Genomic DNA, 23532 nt, shown 5'->3' on the forward strand with positions numbered 1-23532 from the left:
ACGGGCGCTTTCCCGCGCCCCGGTGCCACGGGCGGCCCTACGCTGGTGCCACCATCGTGCCGGGCCACCCCGCCCGGCCCCGGTCACCCGGACGGGAGTCAGCATGTCCTTCGCCACCCGTGGTTTCTCCGGCCGCCGACGTGAGCGGGACGACCGCCTCCCGCCGGGCCAGACGCTGGTCCAGGACTGGCCGGTGCTCAGCGCCGGGCCCACACCGCACGTGGACACGGCGGACTGGGAGCTCGCGATCCGTGACGAGACGGGCACCGACCACCGGTGGTCCTGGGACGAGCTGCTCGCGCTGGGGGTCGAGGACGTCACGGTGGACATCCACTGCGTGACGCACTGGTCCCGGCTCGACATGTCCTGGCGCGGCGTCAGCCTCGACAAGGTCTTCGAGGACGTCGAGTCCGAGCACGAGTTCGTCATGGCGCACTCCTACGGCGGGTACACCACGAACGTCCCGCTCGAGGACCTGCTGGACGGCAAGGCCTGGATCGCCGTGGAGGCCGACGGCGCTCCGCTCGACCCCGAGCACGGCGGCCCGGCCCGGCTGCTCGTGCCGCACCTGTACTTCTGGAAGAGCGCCAAGTGGCTGCGCGGCCTGACGATGATGCCGGACAACGACCCGGGCTTCTGGGAGCAGTACGGCTACCACCTCTACGGGGACCCCTGGAAGGAGGAGCGGTACTGGTGAGCGCCGAGCCCGTTCTCTCGGCCCCGCCCCGGACCCGCCCCGCGTGGCACGTGGCGACCGTGGCCGAGACCCGCCGCGAGACGCCGTCCGCCGCCCGGCTGGTGCTCGACGTGCCCACCTGGCCCGGGAGCGAGGCCGGCGCGCACGTCGACGTGCGCCTGACCGCCCCCGACGGCTACCAGGCGAGCCGCTCCTACTCCGTCGCGGCGTCCACCCCGGCGACGGCGACGGCCCCCGGCCGGGTGGTGCTCGCGGTGGACGAGCTGCCCGACGGCGAGGTCTCGCCGTTCCTGGTCCGCGAGCTCCGGGCGGGCGACCAGCTCGAGCTGCACGGCCCGCTGGGTGCGTTCTTCGTCTGGCGGCCCGGTGAGAGCAGCCGTCCGGTGCAGCTCGTGGCGGGCGGCTCCGGCGTCGTGCCGCTGTACGCCATGGCCGCGGCGCACGGCGCCGCGGACGACGACGTGCCCTTCCGGCTGCTGTACTCGGTCCGCACACCGGCCGACGTGTACTTCGCCGACGAGCTCGCCGCGCTGACCGGCCCGGCTCTCGGCCTGGACCTCGTGTACACGCGGGAGGCGCCGGACGGCTGGTCCGGCACCGTCGGGCGGCTCACGCGGGACGCGCTGGCCGCCCGCACCATCGCCGCGGCCGACCGGCCGCGCGTCTACGTCTGCGGCTCGACGGGCTTCGTCGAGGCCGTGGCGGGCTGGCTCCAGGAGCTCGGCCACCAGCCCGGGGACATCCACACCGAGCGCTTCGGAGGGCTCAGATGACACACCTCGACGGCAACGTGCTCGCGGGCGCGCTCTCCGAGGTCTTCACGGCCGACGTGACCACGGCGCGCGGACGCTGCGGCGGCTGCGGGCACATGGCCGCGCTCGCCGAGGCCATGGTCTACACCGACGCACCCGGCCTGGTGGCCCGGTGCGCGGGGTGCGACCAGGTGCTCGCGACGGTCGTCGACACGGGCGACCGCGTGATCCTCAGCCTCGCCGGCCTCAGCGCGGTGGAGCTGCGGCGCTGATCACCGCGCCGGGCAGGTCCAGGTGCACCGTGAGGCCGCCCTCCGGGTTGGGGTGCAGCGCGAGCGTGCCCTCGTGGGCGGTGGTGACGGCCGCGACGATGGCCAGGCCGAGCCCGTGACCCGAGCCGCGCGTGGAGGTGCGCCCGGCGCCGCGCACGAACGGCTCGGTGAGCGCGTCGAGCGACTCCTGGGGTACCACCGGGCCGCTGTTCGTGACGGTCACGCACGCGCGGTCGGCGTCGGCCGAGACCCGGACCGTCACGTGCCCCGCGGGCACGTTGTGCCGGATCCCGTTGCGCACCAGGTTCGTCACGGCCTGGCGCAGCAGCACGGGGTCGCCCAGGGCCGCGACCGGCGGACCCTCGGCGGTCAGGTCGACGCCGCCGTCGACCGCCTCGTCCGCAAGGGCGATCACGACGCCGTGCACCAGGTCGGTGAGGTCCACCGTGGCCCGGGCCGCCGTACCGGAGTCCGCCGCGGCGAGGTCGAGGAGCGCGTCCACGGTCTCGACGCTGGCCCGGTTGACCTCGCCGACCCGTTCGGCCAGCCGGCGCAGGTCGGCCCGGTCCGCGTCGGGGTCGGCGAGGGCGACGTCGATCATGGTCTTGGTGGTGGCGAGCGGGGTGCGCAGCTCGTGCGACGCGTTGGCGGCGAACCGGCGGTGCGCCGCGAAGGAACGCTCCAGCGACGCGAGCATGCGGTCGAAGGTGCCGGCGAGGTCGTGGATCTCGTCGGCGGGACCGTCGAGGCCGATGCGGTGGTCCAGCGTGCCGGTGGAGGCGCGGTTGGCGGCGGCGTTGATCGCGGCGAGCGGCCGGATGATGCGCCCGGCCACCAGCCAGCCGACCGTGCCGCCGAGCACCGCGAGCACCACCAGCGCGACCGCCGAGGCCGTCAGCAGGTTGCTCAGGAAGTCCTCGGCGCTGGTGATCTGGATCGCGTCCACCGGCTGTGCCCGCCCGGCCGGGCCCGTGGGCTGGTAGTCCTCCGGGAGGAGCTCCTGCGCCGGGGCGATCCGGTAGCTCGGCACGTACCGCATGTAGAGGTAGACGAGGGTGATGAGCACCGCGCCGCACCCGGTGACGAGGCCGGCGTAGCTCAGGGTGAGCCGGGCCCGGATCGTGAGCCGTCCGCCGCGCACGTCAGCCCCCGAACCGGTAGCCGGCGCCGGGCACCGTGCGGATGACCCAGGGCTCGCCGAGGCGGCGGCGCAGGTTGGAGATGGTGACCCGGATCGTGTTGGTGAACGGGTCGGTGTTGGCGTCCCAGGCACGTTCCAGCAGCTCCTCCGCGCTGAGCACCCCGCCGTCGGCGTTCATGAGCACCTGCAGCACGGCGAACTCCTTGGGGCTGAGCCGCACGAGCCGGCCGTCGCGGTAGACCTCCCGGCGGAACGCGTCGAGCCGGACCCCGTCGGCCTCGACCACCGGGGGCCGGGCGGGCTGGGTACGGCGTTCGAGCGCGCGCAGCCGGGCGACGAGCTCGGGGAACTCGAACGGCTTGAGCAGGTAGTCGTCGGCGCCCAGCTCGAAGCCGGTGACGCGGTCGTCGAGCGTGCGGGCGGCCGTGAGCATCAGCACCCGCACCTCGGGGTGGTCCCGCGCGAGGCGCGCACAGACCTCGTCGCCGTGCACGCCGGGCAGGTCCCGGTCGAGGACGACGACGTCGTACGCGGCGTCGGCGACCGACGTGAGGGCCGCGGCCCCGTCGTGGACGACGTCGGCGGCGATGGTCTCCCGCCGGAGACCGACGCGGACCGCGTCGGCCAGGTAGGGCTCGTCCTCGACGATCAGTACACGCACCACAAACCTCCCGGGACTGCTCGAACCCTGCTCGGCACCCTGCTCGAACCTCGCCCAGGCAATCACACGCAGCGTTGGGAGAACGTAAAGGAAACCCTGAACACCCTGGCAACACCCCCGGTGCTCGACTGGGCGACGTCCACGGACAGACCGTGGCACCGAACCGGAGGAGCACCTCATGTCGAAGCGCCGAACCCCGTCCCTGGCCGCCGTCCTGGCGGTCCCCCTGCTGCTCGTGGCGCTGAGCGCCTGCGGCACCGCCGGCGACGCACCCGACGCGGAGAGCACCGCGGACAGCGGCACCGAGCAGTTCGAGTCCCTCGAGGACTACCAGCTCGCGTTCGCCTCGTGCATGCGCGACCAGGGCGTCGACATGGCGGACCCGAACAGCGACGGGTCGGTCGAGGCGCAGGCCGGCGACGCGTTCATGGAGGCGGCAGAGGCCTGCCAGGGCGAGCTGGGCCAGCCACCGGCCGCGCCCGGCGGCGGACCGTCGATGTCGGACGAGGAGCAGCGCGCCGAGTGGCTGGAGATCGCCGCCTGCCTGCGCGACAACGGCATCGACGTGGCCGACCCGGGGCCCGGCGAGTCGCTGACCATCCCCATGGACGTGCCGGACGACGTCTTCGCCGAGTGCGCGCCGCAGGGCGTCGGCGGCTCGACCGGGCTGGGCAGCTGATGGCGCGGGTGCACGGGCGGCGGCGCCGGCGCGTCGTCGTCGGGCTGGCCGCGGTGGCGGCGATGGCGGGGGGCGCGGGGCTCGGGATCCACGCGTTCGCGAGCTCCGCGGACGAGCAGGGGCAGTCCGCCCAGGCGTTTCGGGGCGACACCGACGAGGTGGTCCGCGGCGATCTGGAGGGCAGCACCACCGCCCAGGGCACGCTGCGGTTCGCGGACCCGAGGCCCGTCCAGTCCGCACGCGGTGGCGTGGTGACCGGCCTGCCCGACGCCGGTTCCGTGGTGCGTCCGGGCGGGCGCCTCTACGCCGTCGACAACGTGCCCGTGTTCCTGCTGCGCGGCACGGTGCCGGCCTGGCGCGACCTCGCCGCGGGCATGAGCGACGGACCCGACGTGCGACAGCTCGAGGAGAACCTGCGGACGCTGGGGTACCTCGACGTCGAGCCGGACGAGACGTTCGACTGGTACACCACCGCGGCGATCATGGACTGGCAGGAGGCGAACGACCTCGAACGCACCGGCAAGCTGCCGCTGGGGTCGGTCCTGTTCTCGGCCGGCGGCGTGCGCGTCGGCACGCTGACCGCGAGCGTCGGCAGCCAGGTCGGGCCCGGGGCCGAGCTGTTCGAGGCGACCGGGACCAGTCAGGTCGTGAGCATGGACCTGGGCCTGGACGACCAGCAGCTCGCCGTGATCGGCAACCCGGTCACGGTGCGCCTGCCGGGCGGCCGGGAGACGAGCGGGACCATCACCTCGGCCGGCACCCCCACGGAGGCCGAGGACGCCACCGGGCAGCGGAAGACGGTCATCCCGGTCGTCGTCGCCCTGGACTCCGCGAAGGAGGCGAAGGCCTTCCAGGAGGCGTCCGTGACCGTGGACATCCCCAGCGAACGGCGGGAGGACGTGCTGTCCGTGCCCGTGGGCGCCCTGATCGCGATCACGCCCGACCAGTTCGGCGTCGAGGTCGTGGGAGCGGACGGCGCCACCCGACAGGTGCCCGTCACCACCGGCCTGTTCGCCGGCGGCCGGGTCGAGATCTCCGGCGACGACGTCGAGGCCGGCCAGCGAGTGGTGGTGCCGCAGCGATGACCACCACGACGGTCCTGCCGCCCACGCGCCTGCTGAACCCGCTGGTCGCCCTCGACGACGTCCGGCGCTCGTACGGGGAGCCGCCGGTGCTGGCCTGCGCGGGCGTGACCCTGCGCATCATGCCCGGCGAGCTGGTCGCGATCGTGGGCCCCAGCGGTTCCGGCAAGTCCACGCTGCTGAACCTCATCGGCACCCTCGACCGGCCCACCGCGGGCGTCGCCCGCATCGACGGGCTCGACGTGTCCGAGCTCGACGACCGGTCCCTGTCCGCGCTGCGCGCGTACCGGATCGGGTTCGTGTTCCAGCAGTTCCACCTCGCCGACGGCGTCACCGCGCTGGACAACGTGGCCGACGGCCTCCTGTACACCGGGGTGCCCCGCACCGAACGACGACGGCGGGCAGCCGAGGCGTTGGACCGGGTGGGGCTCGGCCGACGGCTCGACCACCACCCCCACCAGCTCTCGGGCGGCGAACGGCAGCGCGTGGCGATCGCCCGCGCCGTCGTCGGCGACCCGCCGCTGCTGCTGGCCGACGAGCCCACGGGCAACCTGGACAGCACCTCGGGTACGGCGATCGTGGAGCTGCTCCACGAGCTCAACGCCCAGGGCACCACGGTCGTGGTGATCACCCACGACACGGAGCTGGCCGCTCGTCTGCCCCGGCGCATCGCGCTGCGGGACGGGCGTGTGGTCACCGACACGACCGGACCGGGGGCCGGCGCATGAGCACCGTCGCCGCTCCCCCGCCGGTCACGGCGAGCCCGCCGCCGGAGGGTCGTGGACCGGACCGGTCACGGCTGCTCGGCCTGGACGTGCTGCGTCTGGGCACCACGGGGCTGCGCGCCCGGCCGACCCGTGCGGTGCTCTCCGCCCTGGGTATCGCCATCGGGATCGCGGCGATGGTCGCCGTGGTGGGCGTCTCGTCATCCAGCCAGGCCCGCCTCAACGACCAGCTCGCGCAGCTCGGCACCAACCTGCTCACCGCGCAGGCCGGCCGCACCCTCACGGGCGACCGGGCCACCCTGCCGCCCGACACCCTCGGCAAGGTGCGGCGGGTGCCGGGGGTCGAGAGCGCGAGCAGCACCGCGACCCTGCCGCAGCCCGTCTACCGCAGCTCGCTGTCCGACCCCGACGCCACCGGCGGCATCGCGACCATGGCGGCCGACCAGAACCTGCTCGACGTCGTCTCCGGCACGGTCCGGTCCGGGGTGTGGCTCAACCCGGCCACCGCGGGCTTTCCCGCGGTGGTGCTGGGCAGCATCGCCGCCGAACGTCTCGGGGTGGTGTCGCCGGGCACGCAGGTCTGGCTCGGCGGCACGTCGTTCACCGTGGTGGGGATCCTCGACCCGGTGGCGCTGGCCCCCGAGCTCGACACCGCCGCGCTCGTCGGCTCCGCCGTCGCCGCCGACCTGTTCGGCTTCGACGGCAGCCCGACGATGATCTACGAGCGCTCGGCCGACGACTCCGTGGAGCACGTCCGTGCCCTGCTGGCCCCGACGATCGCACCGCAGGCGCCGAACGAGGTGGAGGTGTCCCGGCCGTCCGACGCGCTCGCGGCGCGGACCGCCGCCAACCAGGCGTTCACCGGCCTGCTGCTCGGCCTCGGCTCGATCGCGCTGCTCGTGGGCGGGATCGGCGTGGCCAACACCATGATCATCTCGGTGCTCGAGCGGCGCCGCGAGATCGGCCTGCGCCGCTCCCTGGGGGCCACCCGCCGGCACGTGCTGGTGCAGTTCCTCGCGGAGGCGCTCCTGCTCTCCGCGCTGGGCGGGCTCTTCGGCAGCGCCTTCGGGACGGCCGCGACGGGGATCATGGCCGCGGTCAACGGCTGGCCGTTCGCCCTCCCGCCGGCCGCCGTCGTCGTGGCGGTCACCGCCACGCTGGTCATCGGCGCGATCGCGGGCCTCTACCCGGCCCTCCGCGCGGCCCGCACCCCACCGACGGCCGCACTCGCCTCCTGACCACCACCCGTTGAGTGCTGGATGCTCGCCCTTTTCGGAGCCCCTCAGGGGCGAATGTCCAGCACTCAACGGGGTCCGCGGTCAGCGGGCCGTGAGGAACTCGTCCAGGCCCGCCAGGTCGTCCGTGTTGATGTGGTCCACGCCCGCGTCCGCGAGCTCCGTCCAGACCGCCTCGCGCGCCGCGCCCGGCTGGTCCGGCGTGGCCCAGAACCGGACCCGGTAGCCCGCGGCGTGCGCCTGGTCCACGACGGCGCGCAGTCGCTCGCGCTCGGCGGCGGGCATCGGGCCCTCGCCCTGCCAGGTGAACAGCTTCGTCCAGTTGTCGCTGACCAGCGGCACGAGGGACGCCGGGAGCCCCGACCCGAGGTCGCCGGACCGGCCGTCGTAGAACGCGTACCGCACGTCCTGGTCCCGCATGGTCTCCAGCGGCCGGTTGCCGCTGATGACGGCGGTCACCGCGCCCGTCCGGACCCGGCCGTGCACCGAGCGCGTGAGGATCGAGCGGTGCTCCGCGAGCGCCTCGTGGACGGCGGCGTAGGTGGCCTCGCCCTCGGACTTGATGTCGACGAGGAGCTGGAAGCTGCCGTCCCAGCCGGGGTAGACGCTCCGGTCCCGGCCGCGCGCCAGGTCCTGGAGCGGATCGAGGTAGAGGCTCTCCAGGGTGCGGTCCGGGTCGACGTCGACCAGGTCGTGCGCCACGAGGAGCTCGCCGTCGACCAGCCAGACGTCCGCCTCGACGCTGGTGAAGCCGCTGGCCAGCGCGTCGTACAGCGGGCGGTCGTGCTCGTAGTCGTTGTGCGCGTGGGCGGCGTCGTGCGGCTCGCCCAGCTCGGCACCGCACCCGGGCCGCGTCACCGGGAGCGGCGCCGCGGCCGACGCCGGTCCGCTCGACACCGGTCCGCTCGACCCCGGGGCGGCCGACGCCGGCACGGCGGCGAGCCCCGCGAGCAGGGTCGCGGCCGTCAGGGCCGCTCCGACGATGGTTCTTCCGCGCATGATCGTCTCCTCGTGCCTGGTGTGGCGGGTGCCCGCACGGGTGCCCGGCGGGGACTCACCCCGTGCTGGCGGCGCGGCGAGGCGCCTCGCCCATGCAACCGCCGGGTGCTGACCCACGGGTGAACTCCGCCCGACGGGCACCCGTCGAGGAACCGAACCGACGCCCCTCGTTCGGTGCGGTGCCACGTGGGCCGCACTGCGTTCGGGTGGACGTGGCCTGATGCGGCTCAGGCGCCGGACCGCGGCTCAGGCCGCCGGCTCGAGGCCCGCGACCTGCCGGGCCGCGTCGACGAACGCCACGCGCACGGTGTCCCAGCCGTCGAGGTAGCCGCCGACCAGAGCGGCGTCACGGAGCAGCACGAGCTGGCCGGCCGCGGTCCCGGGGTCCTTCGCGCCCGAGGCGGTGAGCGCCTCCTCCAGGACGCCGCGGAACCATGCGCGGTGCTGGTCCACGGCGCGGCGCACGCCGCTGTCCGGGTCGGGGTACTCGGCGGCGGCGTTGATGAAGGGGCAGCCGCGGGTGTGGTGCCGGGCGACGTCCTCGGCGATGCCCTGGATGATCAGCCCGACGAGCTCCACGGGGTCGTCCGTCATGGACCGTGCGCCCTCCAGCGCGCCACGCAGGTTCGCGTCCTCCACCCCGAGGTACGCCTCCACGAGCTTCTCCTTGCCGGGGAAGTGGCGGTAGAAGGTGGCGCGCGTGACCCCCGCCTCGGCGAGGATCCGGTCGACGCCCACCACGTGGATGCCCTCCGCGTAGAAGAGCTCGGATGCCGTCCGGAGCAGCCGTTCGCGTGCCTCGGACCCGCCGTCGGCTGTCTTGCGCGGGGCTCGGGAGGCGGTGGTCCTGGGTGCCATACGACTCAGCATAGAACGATCTTTCTCTTTGGCGTTGACGCCCGCCGGGCGGGGGCGCTACCGTCGGGAACAACAGAGAAAGAACGATCGTTCTTCCTGACGACGGACCGGGGACCCGGTCCCCGACCGCAAGGAGCCCCACCATGAACGCCGCACCCGACACGACGACCACCGACGGCAGCACCACCGGAAAGCGCCCGATCGTCCTCATCCACGGGCTGTGGATGACCCCGAGGAGCTGGGACACGTGGGCCGAGCGGTTCCGTGCCGCGGGTCACGAGGTGATCGTCCCGGGCTGGCCGGGCATCGACGACCGCAGCGTCGCCGACGTGCGTGCCAACCCCGCGCCGCTCAAGGGCATCGGCCTGAAGCAGATCGCCGACCACTACGAGCGCATCATCCGCGCCCTGCCGGTCAAGCCGATCATCATGGGCCACTCGTTCGGCGGCGTGCTCACCCAGATGCTCGCCGACCGCGGCCTCGGCGCCGCCTACGTGGGTGTCGCCCCCGGCCAGACGGCCGGCGTCACCACGCTGCCGGCGTCCACACTGCGCACCGGCTTCCCGGTCCTGTCCAACCCGTTCGCGCGCAACGGCGCCACGCCGATCTCGAAGGCCCACTTCCACTTCACGTTCGGCAACGACGTGTCCCGCGCCGAGTCGGACGCGCTGTGGGAGCAGTACGCCGTGCCCTCGTACAACCGGGTGCTCTTCGACGGCGTCACGTCGGTGCCGAACGAGAAGGGCGGCGTCACCCACGTCGACTACGCCCGCGCCGACCGTGCCCCGTTCCTCGTGATCACGGGCGAGATCGACCACGTGGTGCCGCCGGCCATCGGCCGGGCGATCGTCGCGAAGTACACCGGGACCGGCAGCCCCGCCGTCGTCGAGTGCCGGGAGTACGCGGGCCGCACGCACCGCCTCGTGTCCCAGCCGGGCTGGGAGGAGATCGCGGACCACGCCCTCGCGTGGGCGACGTCCCACGCGAGGGTGTGACCCAGGTCACCCGACACGATCACGCGGGCCCACCGTCCTACCCGAGTGTGAACCCAGCTCCGGTCCCGCCGCGCGCGTGCGCTGCCCGGCACCGCCCATCCCGACGAGGGGCCTGGTGGAGGCGCCGTCGCCCGACCCGGCGGACCGTCCGGTACCCGACGTGGCACCGGCCGGCCGAGCCCTGCGCAGGACGACGGCCGCAGGGCCGGGCCTGATGTCCCGCGAGGCGCCACCCGGGTCGCTCGAGCGCGCCGGGGAGCTGCTGCCCGCGCTCCCGCCGGGCGTGCACCGGCGGCCGTACGTCGAGCTGGCGCTCGACCAGGCGCTGCGGGCGGGTCCGACGGCGATGGTGCTGCTGCGGACGCCGCGCGGAGCCGGACGCCGCACCGCCGTCGCGCTGTGGTCCCGGCGGCTGCTCCGCAGCGGGCGGCTGGTCGTCTGGGTGGACGTGCCGGAGCGCGAGTCCCTGGACGGCGACGCGCTCGGCCGCGCCGCGAGCGCCCGGCTCTCCGGGGTCGCCGGAGTGGAGCCGGACCCGTCGGCCGAGGCGCTGGCCGCCGCGCTCGACGCCCAGGACGCGGTGCTCGTCGTCGACCGGCTGGGACACGGGTCGGGCGCCGCCCTGGCCTTCCTCGACCGGGTGTCGCGGATGGTGCGCCGCGGCCGCGTCGTCGCGCTGACCGCGGTACCCCTGCCCGGACCGGTCCCGACCTCCGACGGCTGGGCACCGGCCGGCGGGTCCGCGGACGGGGACGCACCGGCTGTCCGGCACACCGAGCTGACCCTGCGGGACCTCGCCGTGCATCCCGACGAGGCCCGGACCGCGGCGGCGACGGCGGGGGTGCCCCTGACCCGGTCGCACGCGCGGCTGCTGGTCACGGCCGTGGCGGGCTGGGCACCGGTGGTCTACCCGGTCCTGGAGGAGCTGCGCCGCACGAACGCCCATGGCACCCCGCTCACGGACGAGACCGTCGCGGCCACGGCCGCCGCCCACCGCGGGGCCTACGTGCGCGCGGTGCTGCCCCAGGAGGCCGTCAGCCTGCTGGTCGAGGCCGGCCTGGCCCCGCGGTTCCGCCTCGCGGACCTCGCCGCCACCGGGCTGCTCGACGCCGTCCCCGGCGCCGCGGCCCTCATGGACCGTCTCGTCGCCACCGGTCTGGTGCTCGACGACCCTGCCGGCCCGGACGGCGACCTGGCCCTCGACCCGCACGCGCGCCGCGCGCTGCTCGACTACGCGCGCGGCCGCGACGCCGGCGAGCTGGCCCGGCGCGCCGCCAGGGCGGCCCGTCGGCGAGCCGGGGCAGGTGACGCACGGGGGGCGCTCCTGGTCGCGCTCGAGTCCGGCGACCCGGCCCTCGTCCGTGATCTGCTGCACGACACCTGGACCGCCGTCCTGGACGGGCACGACGCGACCCTGCACAGCGCCCTCTGGGCCGCCGTCGCGTCCACCCCCTCCGGGCACGTGCCCGCCGAGCTGCATGCCCTGCTGTCCGTGACCCGCGGCACCCCCGGCCGGCACGGCGACCCCCGGCACCCGTTGCTCCGGCAGGCGGAAGGCCGCCGTCCCGCGTCCGACCCGGGCGGTCCCGAGAGCCCGCTCACGACCTTCACCCGGGTCGCGGGCCTCCGTCGGTCGGGGCGGGCCATGGACGCCCTGCGGGTGGCCCGGGGACTGCTCGACACCGTGGCCGGGTCCGACGTCGCCCGCGTGCTCGTGAAGCTGCAGGCCGCGCTCGCCGCCGCCGAGGCCGGGCTGCTCGACGAGGCCCTCCGACGTGCCGAGGCGGCCTACCTCGGGGCGCTGGCGTCCGGCGCGCTGCCGCTGGCCGCCGCCGCGGCGGAGCTGGCCGCCCTGGTCCACGCGCTGGACTCCGGGGTCCGGTCCGCGTCCGACTGGTCGGGTGAGGCCGACATGCTGCCCGAGCCACCGGCCTGGTGGCGCGAGGCCGTGGGTGACCCGGCCGCCCTGACCGCCGCGCTCGTCCGCCTGGAGCACCTCGACGACGAGCTCGCCCACCCTCTGCTGTCCGCCGTGCGCGACGCGGCCGGGACGGACCTGTGGTTCGCCGGGCTGCACGCCGAGGTGACGCTCTGCGCGCTGCGCGGGCAGGAGGAGCCGGCCGTGGACCGGCTCCGGGACGTGCTCGCGCAGCGCGGCCTGACCCCGTCGGACGGCGGCGCGGACGGCAGCGTGCGCTTCGGCCCGGGAGGCGGCCCGAGCGAGGCCGACGTGCGCATTCCGCCGCTGCTCGCGCTCGACCTCGGCCGGCTCTATCTGGCGCTGGGCCGCGGCACGCACGCCGCTGTCGTCGCCGGCGCGCTGAGCCTCCGGACACCGGCCGCCGCGCTGCTCGACGCCCACGTCCACCTGGCCCAGGGCCGGCCGCGCGACGCGTTGCCCGCCGTCTCCGCCGACAGCCTGGGCTGGACGACGGGTGCACGGCTCCAGGCGCACCTCCTGGCGGCCGAGGCCCTGACCGCCGCGGCAGGGACCACCACGGCGGGGACCGGCCCAGCCGCACCTGACGGCGCCCGGCGCGAGCTGTCCCGGGCGGTCGCGCTGGCGCAGCAGGCCGGCGGCGGCCTGCCCTACTGGTGGGCGGCGCCCTCGGTGCTGCGCCGCCTGGCGGTCGACGCGCCCGCACCGGTGCGCGAGCGGGCCGACGAGGTGCTGAACCGGCGCGGAGCACCCGTGCCGGTCGAGTTCGTCGTGGTCCCCGACCGGCAGCTCGTCGTGCTGCTCCACCTGGCCGACGGCCTGACCTCGACCGAGGTGGCCAGGGTGTCGTTCGTCTCGCGGAACACGGTCAAGACGCAGATCCGCGAGCTGTACCGGAGGCTGGGCGCGCACGACCGGGCAGAGGCTCTGCGGCGGGCCCGGGAGCTGGGGCTGCTGGACCCGATGGTGCGGGCGCGGCTCAGCTCCCGGTCGTGACCGTGACCACACCCACCACGAACGCGTCGCCGTTGGTCTCGACGGCGGTGAGCTGCGCACGCGTCGAGGTCAGGAACGCGGGCTCGAACGGCTTGACGTCGACGCCCAGCGCGTTGGCGTACGCGGAGCCCCAGGCCGTGGAGTCGAAGGCGTTGTCGCCCGATCCGGGACCGCCCGGACCGGCACCCGTCCAGCGGAGCGGTACCAGCGGCGCGCCGTCGAACAGGAGCTGGTCGCCGGGCACGCTGCGGTCGCCGTCCCAGACCACGGCGCCGACCCGGGCGGTGGTGCCCGGCCGGCCGGCTACGGAGAAGTGCCCCTCGCCCGCGGTGGACGAGACGGGCAGCAGCCCGTCGTACACGATGGCCAGCCCGGGGCCCGCCGGGCCCGACCCGGCCGGCCGGTGCACCACGACGAGGGCCCAGCCCGCGTACCCGCCCACCGCCTCGGTGGCGCACACGTCGGCCACGCCCCACGTGCCCGCTCCCCCGGCGCGGACCAGCTCGGTCACGTCGGCGCTCGCCTGGTAGACCTGGCTCCCGGAGCGGTCCACGGTGACGTTCTCGACGGTCGTGAGCGTCCCGCCGGGCGGTGCCACCCGGGCCGGCGGGATCGTGCCCGCGCACCCGCCCGACCAGTAGAGCCGCGCGGCCAGCACCTCGGCCCCCACGGGGACGTCGAGCACGGCAGCGGACGACGTGCTGCCCGTGCCCAGGGCGTCCACGGCCACCATGGCCCAGGCGTTGTTGTTCTGCGTGGGGCCGGTGGCGGTGCCGGCAGCGGCCGCCGCACAGCCCGGCGCGGCCGGCGCGCAGTGCAGCACGGGTGCGCCCACCTGGGTGATCTCGACCGCACCGGTGGCGACGTACCGTGCCGCGAGCGACCCGGCACGCACCGGCACGGGCTCACTGACGCTCGTGCGGGCGACGCCCTCCCCGTGGAGGTCCAGCCGGAGGACGACGTCGCCCACGGCGAGGTCCGCGGCGACGAGCACCGGCACCAGGACGGTGGAGGTGGCACCCGCCGCGATCGTGCCGACGGTGCAGACCACCCGCGCGGACGGGCCCTGGTCGCAGGACCACGCGGTGACGGCGCGTGCCCGGCCGGCGGTGTCGAGCGTGACTCCGTCCGGCAGCACCACCTCGACGACCACCCGGCCGCTCGGGTCGGCGTTCGGGTTCGACACCGTGGCGCCGAGCACCCCGGTCCGGCCGGGCACCAGGTCCCCCAGGTCGTCGTGCTCGATCACGAGGGTCAGGGGGTCCGGCTCCGGGACGGGGGACGCCGTCGGACGGGGGCCGGGTTCCGACGGGGGTGCCGGGTCCGGCGGCAGCGAGGACGGCGGACGTCCGCCGAGGACCGGACCCGGCGCCGGGGGCGTCAGGTCGACCAGCGACGGGCCGCCGCCGTCGCCCGGCCCGGCGCCCGGCACCTCCCACCGCACGGGCCGGTCGTCGGTGCGGCCCGTGCCGTCCACCCGGTCCCTGCCGTCGCCCGCGGCGTCACGGCGGCCGGGAGACGCTCCCGCACCACCGGTCGACGGGTCCGCGTCGTCCCGGCCGCCGGATCCCGGTGGCCGGCTGTCGCCGGCGGGCACGGGGCCGCGCTCCGGCTCGTCGTCACCGGCCGCCGATCCGGCGACGGTGAGCCCTGGGACGTCCGGCACGGACCCGCCGACGACGCCCGAGGCGGCGACGGCGGACAGCGTCAGCGCGCACAGGGCGACGCATGCCGTCACCAGCACGATCTCCCGGCGTCCGACCCGGGGTCGCGCCCACCACCAGCGCCGGCCCAGAGCCCGCACCCCTCGGTGCCCGCCACGGACCGCTGCCCACCCGTCGGGCAGTCCCTCCGCACCGTGCTCCTCGGGCAGCTCGCCGGCCGCCGCGACCGGCAGGCCGAGCGGCAGCAGCAGGCCGCGCATCCGGCGCCGCAGGTCCCGCATCTGGTCGACGGCGGCCGCGCAGTGCACGCACGCGAGCACGTGCGTGCCGACCCGGCGGTGGACCGGCAGGGCCAGGGTCTCGTCCACGTACCGCGCCAGGTGCGGGGCGTAGTCCTCGCACCCGGGTGCCACCCGGTCCTGATGGGCCTGCAGGTACGCGCGCCGCAACCGCTCGCGTGCCCGCCGCGCCAGCGACGACACCGCGTTGGGCGAGACCCCGAGGAGCGGTGCCACCTGGGACGGCGGGAGGTCGTGGACGTCGACGTACCAGAGCACCCGGCGCCACCGCGGCGACAGCTCGGCGAAGGCACGCCGGACGCGGTGGTCGTCGTCGGCGGCGACCAGCCCGTCGCCGTCCTCGTGCGGGCGGTCGATCACCTCGGCCTCGGCGGGCACGGCCTTCTGCTGCGACCGCAGGAAGCCGACGGCCGTGTTGCGCACCGTGGTCAGCAGGTAGGACCGGACGTTGCCCGACGGACCGCCCCCGCGTCGCACGGCCGCCAGCAGCGCCGTGAACGACTCGGCGACCACGTCGTCGGCGGCGGGTCCCGGGCCCACCACGCGCCGGGCGACGGACGCCGCCGTCCGGTGGTGCCGCGCGTAGAGCTCGGCGAAGGCGGCGTCGTGCCCGGAGCGGAACTCTGCGAGCAGCTCCTCGTCGGAGGCGTCCCGGGTCGCGCGCGACGACGGCCGCGACGCGGTGGGAGACGCAGCAGAAGACACGGCGGAAGACGCAGTGGAAGACGCAGTGGAACTGGTCGTGTCGACCATCCGGGAGTACTCCCTGGCACCTCGATGGAGTTGTCCTGATTGCGTAAAATACTACTGGCAGGTGGGGTATGACCCCGCATCACGCGGGGTGATCCGGGGGGTGATCCGCGATCCAGGAGCTCGTTCCGGTTGCGCCGTCATCACCCTCTTGTGCCACCGTCTAGCCCGGCGATGAACAAGGCACCGGCAGGAGACGACGGACTCGGCACGCTGTGCGCGCGCTGGCGCAGGCACACGGTCGCCGAGGGCTGGCGCATGCCCGAGGACTGGTCGAGCCCGGCGGTCGTCCCGCTCGCCTACGCCGTGATGAACGGGCTGGCCGCCGAGGCGCCCGCCCGGGCGCTCGGCACCGCTCGCGCGCTGGCCGACGTGGGGGTCGCCGAGGGCCTGCGCGACATCGGGGTGCTCTACGACCTGTGCCTGACCGCCCTGCCGCAGTCGGTGGCGGTGGCGTTCGCCACCGGTTGGGAGACGGCGGAGACAGGGCCCGACCCCCGGCTCGCGGCACGCGGCATGAGCGGGCTGCCCCGGCACGGCGAGTTCCTCGCGCGCGCCGCGGACGTCTTCGCGGGCATCGAGAGCACGCGGGAGGGCGGGTCACTGGTGCTGGTGACCATCGACGGGCGGGTGGGCGGGGTCAGCGCCGCCGGGCGGCTGGTGCGGTGGAAGCGCGACGTGCTGCTCGGCGAGGCGGTCCGGCTCTCGTTCGGCGAGGACTGGCCGGCCGGCTACCGGGACGGGGTCGCCGTCGTGCTCGGCCGGCCGGAGCCCGCGGGCCGGATGCTGGCGTCCGTCGCCCGCGCCCGGGACACCCTGGCCGGCCTGGCCCGGAAGAACCCGAGCATCCTGCGCGCCCCGGTCCGGATCACGGTACGGCCGCTGCCCTCGGACCTGGCTGCCCTACGGCGTCTCCTCGACGCCGACCACGCCGCCTAGGCGTCCGCGTCAGCCGTGCGGCGCGCCCCGGGCCGCGCCGTGCTCGTGCACGCCTCGCGCCACGAACCGGCGGATCGACTCGCGCGCCCGGACGAGCAGGGCCGCCACCGCATTGCTGGAGATGCCCAGGTCGGCGGCCACCAGGGAGATCGGGACGCCCTCGAACACCGTCATCTGCATCGCGTACCGCTGCCGTGGCGGGCAGGCCGCCAGACCCTCCAGCACGTCACCGAGCTCCATGGCGGACAGCGCGGCCGCTGCGGGGTCGTCCGGGGCGGGCAGGTCGCGCGCCTCGTCGATCTCCGCGGTGGACGGCTGCCGGCGGCGGGACCGGTCGGTGGCGATGTTGCGCACGGTGCGCGCCACGTAGGTCTTGCCGTGCTCCCGCGGGCCGCGCCCCTCGCGCAGCAGCGACAGGATCCGGACGAACGCCTCCGCCGCCAGGTCGTCCGCATCGGCGGGGTTGCGGGTGTAGCGCCGGGCGACCTTGACGGCGTACGGGTAGTGCCGCCGCCAGACGAGGTCGATCGCGAGCGTGTCCCCGGCGCGGGCGCGGCCGAACAGCTCGACGTCGCCGGGCTCCTCCGGCTCACCGGCCGCCTCGTCCGCCGCCCCGGGACCCCGGACCCCCTGCCCCGCCGGACCGATCTCGCGCTGCCAGGCCCCCGTCGTCATCGGCATCCAGATCCCCTCCTCGCCACGACGGCCGAACCGCTCGGCCGGACCGTCGGCGTACCGGTGTACGCGTTGGGAGAGACGCCGCGACACCGCCGGCGTGTCGCGAGGCACAGTGGTGATCGGGAGGGTGATCTGCCTGGTCAGAGGGATAAAACATGCGAATGCATGCTCAAGCGCCGGTCACCGGGGGCGCCGCCGGATGACGGGCACGACGAGCAGGTGCACCAGCACCCACGCCGCCAGCGCGGCCGCGGGGTACCGGTCCGCCACGGTGAGCACGACCACCAGGACCAGGAGCACGACGACGAGCACGCCCACGGCGGCTCGCGTCAGGGTGCGGGAGAGCCGCACCAGCCGCACTGCCTCGTCGGGCAGGGGCGGGAGCGGCGGCGGGCTGGGCTGCAGATCGGGCACGGACGTCTCCTCTCGGGACGCGGCTCCCGCCGGAAGCTCGGCCCGCGCCCGAGAACCCCAGCTTCCGGGCACGGGCCGAGCAACCGGCGGGAGCCGCACGGATCAGCGGGCGAGTGCCTGCCGGGTCCACCCGGCGACGTCGTCCTGGGCCGACCGCGCGGCGAGCAGGTTCTCGACCACGTCGACCACGCGGCTCGCGGCATGACCGTCACCGAACGGGCTGGGTGCCGACGCCATGCGCCGGTGCAGCGTCTCGTCGGTGAGCAGCGCGCTGATCGCGTCGACCACGCGCCGCGTGCGGGTCCCGACCAGCACGCCGCCGCCGGCGTCGAGCAGCTCGGGACGCTCGGTGGCGTCGCGGGTGATCACCACGGGCACGTCGAACGCCGGCGCCTCCTCCTGGATGCCGCCCGAGTCGGTCACCACGAGGGTCGCCCGCGACAGGAGGCGCGTGAGCTCGCCGTAGGGCAGGGCGTCGGTGAGGACGACGTTGGGGGCGCCGAAGACGGCCGGCACGATCGCCTCCCGCACGATCGGGTTGCCGTGCAGCGGCACCACGACGAGCACGTCGGGAAAGAGGCGGGCCACCTCGGCGAGCGCCCGCGCGACCCGCTCGATCCCCTCGTCCCAGGACTCACGCCGGTGCGCCGTCACCAGGATCACCCGCCGCCCCTCCTGGACGGCGTTCTCGATGACCGGGTCGCTCATGCGCACCGGCCGCGACGCGGCGTGCATGAGGGCGTCGATCACGGTGTTGCCGGTGACGGTGATGTGGTGCGCGGGTACGTGCTCGTGCCGCAGGTTGCGCGCGGCCAGGTCCGTGGGGGCGCAGTGCCGGGCGGCGACGGTCGTGATGAACCTGCGGTTCCCCTCCTCCGGGAACGGGGAGTAGACGTCGCCGGTGCGCAGGCCGGCCTCGACGTGCACCACCGGGACCTGGCGGTGGTAGGCGGTGAGCGCGCCGGCGAACGCCGTCGTGGTGTCGCCCTGCACCACCACCGCGTCCACCGGGTGTGCGTCGAGGTACTCGCTGAAGCCCCGCACGGCGCCGACGAGGACGTCGTCGAGCGAGTAGCCCCGGCGCAGCAGGCCGAGGTCGTGGTCGGGGACGATGTCGAAGAGCTCGTTGACCTGGTCGAGCATCATGCGGTGCTGTCCGGAGGTCACCACCCTCGGCACGTGGGTGTTCCGCCGCTTGAGCTCGTTGACGACCGGGGCCAGCTTCACGGCCTCCGGCCGGGTCCCGTAGAGCACTGCGACCTCGCGGCGAGCTGTCTGGGGCATGCTGCTTCTCTCTGCTCGGACGAACGGCCCGCGGGTGCGAGCCACCGTGACCGACGCAGGCGGGCGGGGGCGATGACGGCCACCGCTGTGATGTCACCCGCCGGGCAGAACCCCGGTGACCTGGGACGACGCGGGCCCAGCGATCAGGCGTCGCCCGTGGGGCGCGCCACCCCGAGCAGGCCGGCCGGCGTGAACAGCAGCGCGCACAGGCACAGGGTGGAGGCCATCAGGGCCGGACCGCCCACCGTGTGCATCATCCAGGCGAACCCCGTGTCGCCCCAGCGCGCGGTCGCCTCGACGACCAGCACCGTGCGGGCCGTGCCGACGACGCCGAGCACGGCGACCGTCGTCATGCCCGCGACCAGCAGCCCCGCCGCGGGCGCGCGGCGCCACAGGGCCAGCATCAGCGCCACGGCGAGCAGCGCTCCACCCACCCACCACGACGCCGATACGGGCCCGGTCACCAGCACGGCGGCCCAGACGGGCACGCCGCCCGCCGTGGTCTCGTAGGAGAGCAGCGGCCCGGCGGAGGGCACGACCGCCGGGCGGGAGAACACCTGGTCGAGCAGCCGGGCGGCGAGCACGGCCTCGCCGTGCCGGAAGCGGTCGGTACCGAGCAGCGCGGCGATCCCCAGCACCGCCACCGGCACGGCCGCCAGGAGACGCGGGCCGACGGCGGGCGGCGGCGTCCGGGCGCCCACGATCCGGATCTCCACCGACGGGTCCGGCGCCTCGGTCAGGGCGTCGTCCACGGCGCCTCCTCCCGGGACTCCTGCCGAGACTCCTGCCGGGACTGCTGCCGGGACTGCATCGCCTCTCGGGAGCGCGGCTCGCCGGGGCCGTCGCCGTGCCGCGCGGTCTTCACCCACGCGGTCTCGCCGCGGAGCACCCGCGCCAGCGCCTTCCACGCGCACGCGTAGGAGAGGTAGTTCGTCAGCACCAGGTAGTTGCCCATCAGCAGGCCCTGCCAGATGCCGACCCGCCGGTCCCGCCGCCAGTACAGCCACCCCGAGAAGAGCGCCGGGGCGAAGGCGAGGAGGTACCAGACCAGCACCACGGCCACCGCGGTGCCGGGCGTGGTCGCACGGCCGAGCAGGGCGGAGCCGTCCAGGAGCAGGGTGAGCAGGCAGTAGTGGAAGAGCACCGACCACGGGAGCGTCAGCAGCCAGGGCGACAGGCAGTAGAACGACAGCTCCAGGGCCGCGGCGTGCGACAGCCGGGTCGAGCCCCAGATGTCGGGCAGCCGCCTGATCGCCATCAGGTGCCCCTGGTACCAGCGGGTGCGCTGCTGGAGCAGGCGGGGCACGGTCTCCACACCCTGCTGGTCCACGGACGCGGACGGCGTGGTGGTCAGCTCCCAGCCGTGCAGCGCGAGCGTGATCGCCAGGTCGAGGTCCTCGGTGAGCGAGTCCGACCACGGGCGCTCGCCCGCCTGGTCGAGCGCCGTGAGCCGGGTGAACTGCGCGTTGCCACCGAGGCTGACGGTGCCGGTGGCCGCCCGGCCCACCTGCGTCACGCTCGCCACCCCCCAGAACTCGAAGTCCTGGAACCGGGTGAGGAACGAGGTCCGGTTGCGGATGCGCACCTGGAGCTGGACGCCGCCCACCCGCGGCCGCTCGAACAGCGGCAGCACGTGGTCGAGCGCCCGGGGCGACAGCCGGCCGTCGGCATCCATGACGCAGACGACCACCGACGCCGGGTCCTGGCCGCGCCCGGTCACGAGCTCGCGGATGCGGGCGATGCCCGCGTTCAGCGCCGCGCCCTTGCCCTGCCGGGCATGGGGCGGCTCGCGGCGGACCACGTGCACGTCGCTGCCGCGAGCTCCCGCGGCACCGGCGGCGAGGGCGATCGCGCCCGTGGCGTCGTCCGACCCGTCGTCGACGACGACGGTCGTCGTGCCCGGGTTGATGACCAGGCCCGTCACGGTGCGGTGGACCACCTCGGCCTCGTCGAGGCACGGCACCAGGAAGTAGACGTTCCAGCCGTCCTGCGCCGCCGCGGGCACCACGCCGTACTCGGCCCGTCCCTGCACGGCAAGAGGGCTGCCGTGCCGCCGGATCCCGCGGACGCCGGAGGCCATGAGCAGCACGAAGTACGTCGTCGAGCTGACGACGATCATCGCGGCCACCAGGCTGAGCAGACCCACACGTTCCCCCTGTGTCTCACGTCGTGGGGGCGAGCCGGGCGGCCCGCCCCAGGTTGCTCCTCAGGCGTCCTGGTCCGGCTCCGCACGGCGCCGCCGGCTCTCCCTGACCAGGACGAGCCCGCCCACCACCAGCCCGATCGTCACCACGGCGAACCACAGGGACTCGAAGCCCGTCGCCGCGAGGACGCCCGTGCCGACGGCGCCGGTACCGATGCCTGTGGCGATGCCAGGGGTGTTGTACATGTCCCGTTCCTTCCGGTGAGGGGTCGCGCCGGCCGGCGCGACCCGGTACAGGTGCTCAGACGACGCCGCGGGTCTCCCATGACGGGCGGGCACGGGTGCTCATCCGGCCCGCGCGGCCGACCTGACCGCGTCGCCGAGCCACGGGGCGATCCAGGCCGTGCCCGGCCGCGTGAAGTGCACCGTGTCGATGTAGGCGGGTGCTCCGTCGGGTGTCGTCTGCCGGCACGCGTCGTCCGTGCAGACGGCGTCGTGCAGCTCCAGCATCTCGACGGAGTCCCGCTGCGCGGCGACGGCGCGGAGCTGGGCGGTGTGGCACGCCGCCCACTCCGGCGCCGCGACGGGCGTGAACTCGCGCGAGGTGGCCAGCAGCACCGGACGGCCGGGATCGCCCTCCTCGAGGATGTCGAGCGCCGTCGCGAGCTGCCGGGCGTACCGTGCGGCGTACTCGCGCGAGCAGGGGTTCATCCACCGCCCGCCGACCCGCTGCTCGGCGCCGTCCCAGGCCAGGTTGACGACCACGACGTCGGGCGCGGACTCACGGACCGCATCGCGCCAGCGCCGCTCCCACGGCAGGCAGCCGGGCGCAGGGCCCTGCTCGACCGCGGTGGTCCGGCTGGTCTGCGGGCTGAACACGCCGCAGCCGTTGAAGGCCGCGTCCGTCACCACGAACTCCTCGGGGGCGGACGTCGTCAGTGCCGTCGCGAAGTCGTGACCCAGCGAGTCCCCGAGGACCAGCACCCGGATGTCACCCGCACCCGACTCCTGCCGGACCAGGGTGGGCGCGACCACCAGGGCCCCGCAGACGGCGACGCCGAGCACCGCGAAGGAGACCCCGCCCGCCCGGTTCCAGCGCCGGATCCGCACGGGCTCGCCCACGATGTGGTGCACGAAGGCGGCCAGCACGACCGACAGCGGTATCCCCACCAGCGCGACGAGAGCCGGCCGGGGGTCCGGCAGCGTCTTCTGCAGGACCCAGAAGAGCGGCATGTGGACCAGGTAGAGCGCGTAGGAGAGCTTGCCGACCTCGACCAGCGGGGTGGCCGAGAAGAACCGCGCCACGGCGGTGTCCTCGCGCGTCAGGGCGAGGACCAGCCCCGCCCCGAGGACCGCGACGACCGTCATGCCGCCGCCCCGGTACAGCCACGGTTCCGTGTAGGTGCTCGTCCGCACGGACACCGCCACGATCGCCGCCAGCAGGACGCACGTCACCAGCCCTGCCACGCGGCCGGACAGGACGACCCGCGGCGGAACCCCGGCGGCCCGGCGCCGGAGGGTCCCCGCGAGCACGACGGCGGCGATCGCGCCGACCATCAGCCCCACGCCGTGCGTGTGGGTGCCCAGGTACAGCAGGTCCGCATTGCTGCCGTCGTAGGTCAGCACGGCCACGGCGGTCATCGCGACGGCCGTGCCCACCGCCAGCCCCGCGACCACCGCGTGCCGCCACCGGGTGACGACAGCGCAGACGAGTGCCAGCAACGGCGGCCACCCCAGGTAGAACTGCTCCGTGAGCGACAGCGACCACATGTGCGACAGCGGTCCCGGCACGCCCATGGCGTCCCAGTACGAGTCGCCGCGGGCGATCTGCTCCCAGTTGGCGACGTGGAACAGCGCGGCGATGCCCTGCTGCAGCACGCGGTCGGCCTCGTCGGCGCGCCCGAGCCGGGCCACGGCGACCGCCGTGGCGCCCAGCACGACCGACAGCGGGACGAGGAGCCGCTTGGCGCGCCGCCGGTAGAAGGCCGGCAGGCTGATCCGGCCGGTCCGCTCCGCCTCGCGCAGGAGCGTGACGGTGATGAGGAAGCCGGACAGCACCATGAACAGGTCCACGCCGAACAGGCCGTTGTCGTAGAGGCCCGTGTGGTACATCAGCACCGAGAGCACGGCGACGCCGCGCAGGCCGTCGACCGCCCGGTGGTACGTCGGTCGCTGGACTCGTGCCGGTGCGTCGGTGAGGGTGGTCACGGGTTCTACTGACGGGCGGCCCGCCGGTCGGTGACGGACGCCGGCGCGGCGTCCGCGCACGGCGGGAGCCCCGCCGGCAGCCGAGGGAAGCGGCTGCCGGCGGGGCTCCCGGTCCAGGACCT

22 protein-coding genes are annotated in these 23532 nt (G+C 75.2%); 10 read left to right on the forward strand and 12 right to left on the reverse strand.

The genetic code is table 11. From position 1 onward, the window contains the following. The first annotated feature begins 103 nt into the window (after window positions 1-103). Genes ACIBBF_RS14250 through ACIBBF_RS14260 form a run of 3 tightly spaced genes read left to right on the forward strand, consistent with a single transcriptional unit; the run spans window position 104 to window position 1721 of the window. Window positions 104-697 (forward strand): molybdopterin-dependent oxidoreductase, encoded by a 594-nt coding sequence (locus tag ACIBBF_RS14250; RefSeq protein WP_397414248.1) that lies wholly within the window; start codon window positions 104-106, stop codon window positions 695-697. Continuing rightward, the gene (locus tag ACIBBF_RS14255; RefSeq protein ID WP_397414250.1) at window positions 694-1470 is read left to right on the forward strand and encodes an FAD-binding oxidoreductase; all 777 of its coding nucleotides are present in this window, start codon (window positions 694-696) and stop codon (window positions 1468-1470) included. Before ACIBBF_RS14250 ends, ACIBBF_RS14255 begins: the two co-directional genes overlap by 4 nt. Then, window positions 1467-1721, forward strand: a complete 255-nt coding sequence (locus ACIBBF_RS14260) for a DUF6510 family protein (RefSeq protein WP_397414253.1) — start codon at window positions 1467-1469, stop codon at window positions 1719-1721. The genes ACIBBF_RS14255 and ACIBBF_RS14260 overlap by 4 nt, the downstream gene beginning before the upstream one ends. Here ACIBBF_RS14260 and ACIBBF_RS14265 read toward each other — a convergent pair. Further along, window positions 1696-2862, reverse strand: a complete 1167-nt coding sequence (locus ACIBBF_RS14265; protein WP_397414255.1) for a sensor histidine kinase — start codon at window positions 2860-2862, stop codon at window positions 1696-1698. The genes ACIBBF_RS14260 and ACIBBF_RS14265 overlap by 26 nt on opposite strands. Window position 2863: 1 nt before the next feature. Continuing rightward, entirely contained in the window at window positions 2864-3523 is a 660-nt protein-coding gene (locus tag ACIBBF_RS14270) for a response regulator transcription factor (RefSeq protein ID WP_397414258.1), read from the reverse strand. 178 nt (window positions 3524-3701) lie between these two features. Between ACIBBF_RS14270 and ACIBBF_RS14275 the strand changes: the two genes are divergently transcribed. Genes ACIBBF_RS14275 through ACIBBF_RS14290 form a run of 4 tightly spaced genes read left to right on the forward strand, consistent with a single transcriptional unit; the run spans window position 3702 to window position 7247 of the window. Next, on the forward strand, window positions 3702-4202 hold the full coding sequence (locus ACIBBF_RS14275) for a hypothetical protein (protein WP_397414260.1): 501 nt from the start codon (window positions 3702-3704) through the stop codon (window positions 4200-4202). Further along, window positions 4202-5287: a peptidoglycan-binding protein gene (locus tag ACIBBF_RS14280; RefSeq protein ID WP_397414262.1), complete on the forward strand. Its 1086-nt coding sequence runs from the start codon at window positions 4202-4204 to the stop codon at window positions 5285-5287. Before ACIBBF_RS14275 ends, ACIBBF_RS14280 begins: the two co-directional genes overlap by 1 nt. Next, a complete protein-coding gene (locus ACIBBF_RS14285) occupies window positions 5284-6012 on the forward strand; it encodes an ABC transporter ATP-binding protein (protein WP_397414264.1) in 729 nt (242 codons plus the stop codon). The genes ACIBBF_RS14280 and ACIBBF_RS14285 overlap by 4 nt, the downstream gene beginning before the upstream one ends. Further along, entirely contained in the window at window positions 6009-7247 is a 1239-nt protein-coding gene (locus tag ACIBBF_RS14290; protein WP_397414266.1) for an ABC transporter permease, read from the forward strand. Before ACIBBF_RS14285 ends, ACIBBF_RS14290 begins: the two co-directional genes overlap by 4 nt. Before the next feature lie 81 nt (window positions 7248-7328). Here ACIBBF_RS14290 and ACIBBF_RS14295 read toward each other — a convergent pair whose 3' ends face one another. Then, window positions 7329-8243 carry a phosphatidylinositol-specific phospholipase C/glycerophosphodiester phosphodiesterase family protein gene (locus tag ACIBBF_RS14295; RefSeq protein WP_397414269.1) on the reverse strand — a complete coding sequence of 305 codons (915 nt, stop codon included), beginning with the start codon at window positions 8241-8243 and terminating at the stop codon, window positions 7329-7331. Window positions 8244-8489: 246 nt separating this feature from the next. Next, window positions 8490-9101 carry a TetR/AcrR family transcriptional regulator gene (locus ACIBBF_RS14300; protein WP_397414271.1) on the reverse strand — a complete coding sequence of 204 codons (612 nt, stop codon included), beginning with the start codon at window positions 9099-9101 and terminating at the stop codon, window positions 8490-8492. 143 nt (window positions 9102-9244) lie between these two features. On the opposite strand from ACIBBF_RS14300, the gene ACIBBF_RS14305 reads away from it, so the two are divergent. Both ACIBBF_RS14305 and ACIBBF_RS14310 read left to right on the forward strand, forming a co-directional pair. Continuing rightward, window positions 9245-10096 (forward strand): alpha/beta hydrolase, encoded by an 852-nt coding sequence (locus ACIBBF_RS14305; RefSeq protein WP_397414273.1) that lies wholly within the window; start codon window positions 9245-9247, stop codon window positions 10094-10096. Between the two features lie 115 nt (window positions 10097-10211). After that, window positions 10212-13031, forward strand: a complete 2820-nt coding sequence (locus tag ACIBBF_RS14310) for a LuxR C-terminal-related transcriptional regulator (RefSeq protein WP_397414275.1) — start codon at window positions 10212-10214, stop codon at window positions 13029-13031. Here the strand turns inward: ACIBBF_RS14310 and ACIBBF_RS14315 are convergent. Continuing rightward, a complete protein-coding gene (locus ACIBBF_RS14315) occupies window positions 13015-15699 on the reverse strand; it encodes a sigma-70 family RNA polymerase sigma factor (protein ID WP_397414277.1) in 2685 nt (894 codons plus the stop codon). The genes ACIBBF_RS14310 and ACIBBF_RS14315 overlap by 17 nt on opposite strands. Window positions 15700-15918: 219 nt before the next feature. On the opposite strand from ACIBBF_RS14315, the gene ACIBBF_RS14320 reads away from it, so the two are divergent. Next, a complete protein-coding gene (locus tag ACIBBF_RS14320) occupies window positions 15919-16683 on the forward strand; it encodes a hypothetical protein (protein WP_397414279.1) in 765 nt (254 codons plus the stop codon). Between the two features lie 9 nt (window positions 16684-16692). Here ACIBBF_RS14320 and ACIBBF_RS14325 read toward each other — a convergent pair whose 3' ends face one another. The 7 genes from ACIBBF_RS14325 to ACIBBF_RS14355 all read right to left on the reverse strand — a co-directional run bounded on the left by ACIBBF_RS14325 (window position 16693) and on the right by ACIBBF_RS14355 (window position 23410). After that, window positions 16693-17364: an RNA polymerase sigma factor gene (locus ACIBBF_RS14325; RefSeq protein WP_397414281.1), complete on the reverse strand. Its 672-nt coding sequence runs from the start codon at window positions 17362-17364 to the stop codon at window positions 16693-16695. 177 nt (window positions 17365-17541) lie between these two features. Beyond that, window positions 17542-17775: a hypothetical protein gene (locus ACIBBF_RS14330; protein WP_397414283.1), complete on the reverse strand. Its 234-nt coding sequence runs from the start codon at window positions 17773-17775 to the stop codon at window positions 17542-17544. A 102-nt stretch (window positions 17776-17877) separates the two neighbouring features. Next, a complete protein-coding gene (gene wecB, locus ACIBBF_RS14335; protein ID WP_397414286.1) occupies window positions 17878-19059 on the reverse strand; it encodes a non-hydrolyzing UDP-N-acetylglucosamine 2-epimerase in 1182 nt (393 codons plus the stop codon). 143 nt (window positions 19060-19202) lie between these two features. Further along, a complete protein-coding gene (locus ACIBBF_RS14340) occupies window positions 19203-19811 on the reverse strand; it encodes a hypothetical protein (protein ID WP_397414288.1) in 609 nt (202 codons plus the stop codon). Continuing rightward, window positions 19796-21205 carry a glycosyltransferase gene (locus tag ACIBBF_RS14345; RefSeq protein WP_397414291.1) on the reverse strand — a complete coding sequence of 470 codons (1410 nt, stop codon included), beginning with the start codon at window positions 21203-21205 and terminating at the stop codon, window positions 19796-19798. The genes ACIBBF_RS14340 and ACIBBF_RS14345 overlap by 16 nt, the downstream gene beginning before the upstream one ends. 60 nt (window positions 21206-21265) lie before the next feature. After that, window positions 21266-21448, reverse strand: a complete 183-nt coding sequence (locus tag ACIBBF_RS14350; RefSeq protein ID WP_397414293.1) for a hypothetical protein — start codon at window positions 21446-21448, stop codon at window positions 21266-21268. A 99-nt stretch (window positions 21449-21547) separates the two neighbouring features. Continuing rightward, on the reverse strand, window positions 21548-23410 hold the full coding sequence (locus ACIBBF_RS14355) for an acyltransferase family protein (protein WP_397414296.1): 1863 nt from the start codon (window positions 23408-23410) through the stop codon (window positions 21548-21550). Window positions 23411-23532: the final 122 nt, after the last annotated feature.

It is taken from the genome of Promicromonospora sp. NPDC050880, from assembly GCF_044456525.1.
GTDB lineage: Bacteria > Actinomycetota > Actinomycetes > Actinomycetales > Cellulomonadaceae > Promicromonospora.

Bases quoted from the DNA above. Each gene is read 5' to 3' on its own strand.
- ACIBBF_RS14250 (WP_397414248.1), top strand. From the start codon at position 104: ATGTCCTTCGCCACCCGTGGTTTCTCCGGCCGCCGACGTGAGCGGGAC.
- ACIBBF_RS14260 (WP_397414253.1), top strand. From the start codon at position 1,467: ATGACACACCTCGACGGCAACGTGCTCGCGGGCGCGCTCTCCGAGGTC.
- ACIBBF_RS14275 (WP_397414260.1), top strand. From the start codon at position 3,702: ATGTCGAAGCGCCGAACCCCGTCCCTGGCCGCCGTCCTGGCGGTCCCC.
- ACIBBF_RS14280 (WP_397414262.1), top strand. From the start codon at position 4,202: ATGGCGCGGGTGCACGGGCGGCGGCGCCGGCGCGTCGTCGTCGGGCTG.
- ACIBBF_RS14285 (WP_397414264.1), top strand. From the start codon at position 5,284: ATGACCACCACGACGGTCCTGCCGCCCACGCGCCTGCTGAACCCGCTG.
- ACIBBF_RS14290 (WP_397414266.1), top strand. From the start codon at position 6,009: ATGAGCACCGTCGCCGCTCCCCCGCCGGTCACGGCGAGCCCGCCGCCG.
- ACIBBF_RS14295 (WP_397414269.1), bottom strand. From the start codon at position 8,243: ATGCGCGGAAGAACCATCGTCGGAGCGGCCCTGACGGCCGCGACCCTG.
- ACIBBF_RS14300 (WP_397414271.1), bottom strand. From the start codon at position 9,101: ATGGCACCCAGGACCACCGCCTCCCGAGCCCCGCGCAAGACAGCCGAC.
- ACIBBF_RS14305 (WP_397414273.1), top strand. From the start codon at position 9,245: ATGAACGCCGCACCCGACACGACGACCACCGACGGCAGCACCACCGGA.
- ACIBBF_RS14320 (WP_397414279.1), top strand. From the start codon at position 15,919: ATGAACAAGGCACCGGCAGGAGACGACGGACTCGGCACGCTGTGCGCG.
- ACIBBF_RS14325 (WP_397414281.1), bottom strand. From the start codon at position 17,364: ATGCCGATGACGACGGGGGCCTGGCAGCGCGAGATCGGTCCGGCGGGG.
- wecB (WP_397414286.1), bottom strand. From the start codon at position 19,059: ATGCCCCAGACAGCTCGCCGCGAGGTCGCAGTGCTCTACGGGACCCGG.
- ACIBBF_RS14350 (WP_397414293.1), bottom strand. From the start codon at position 21,448: ATGTACAACACCCCTGGCATCGCCACAGGCATCGGTACCGGCGCCGTC.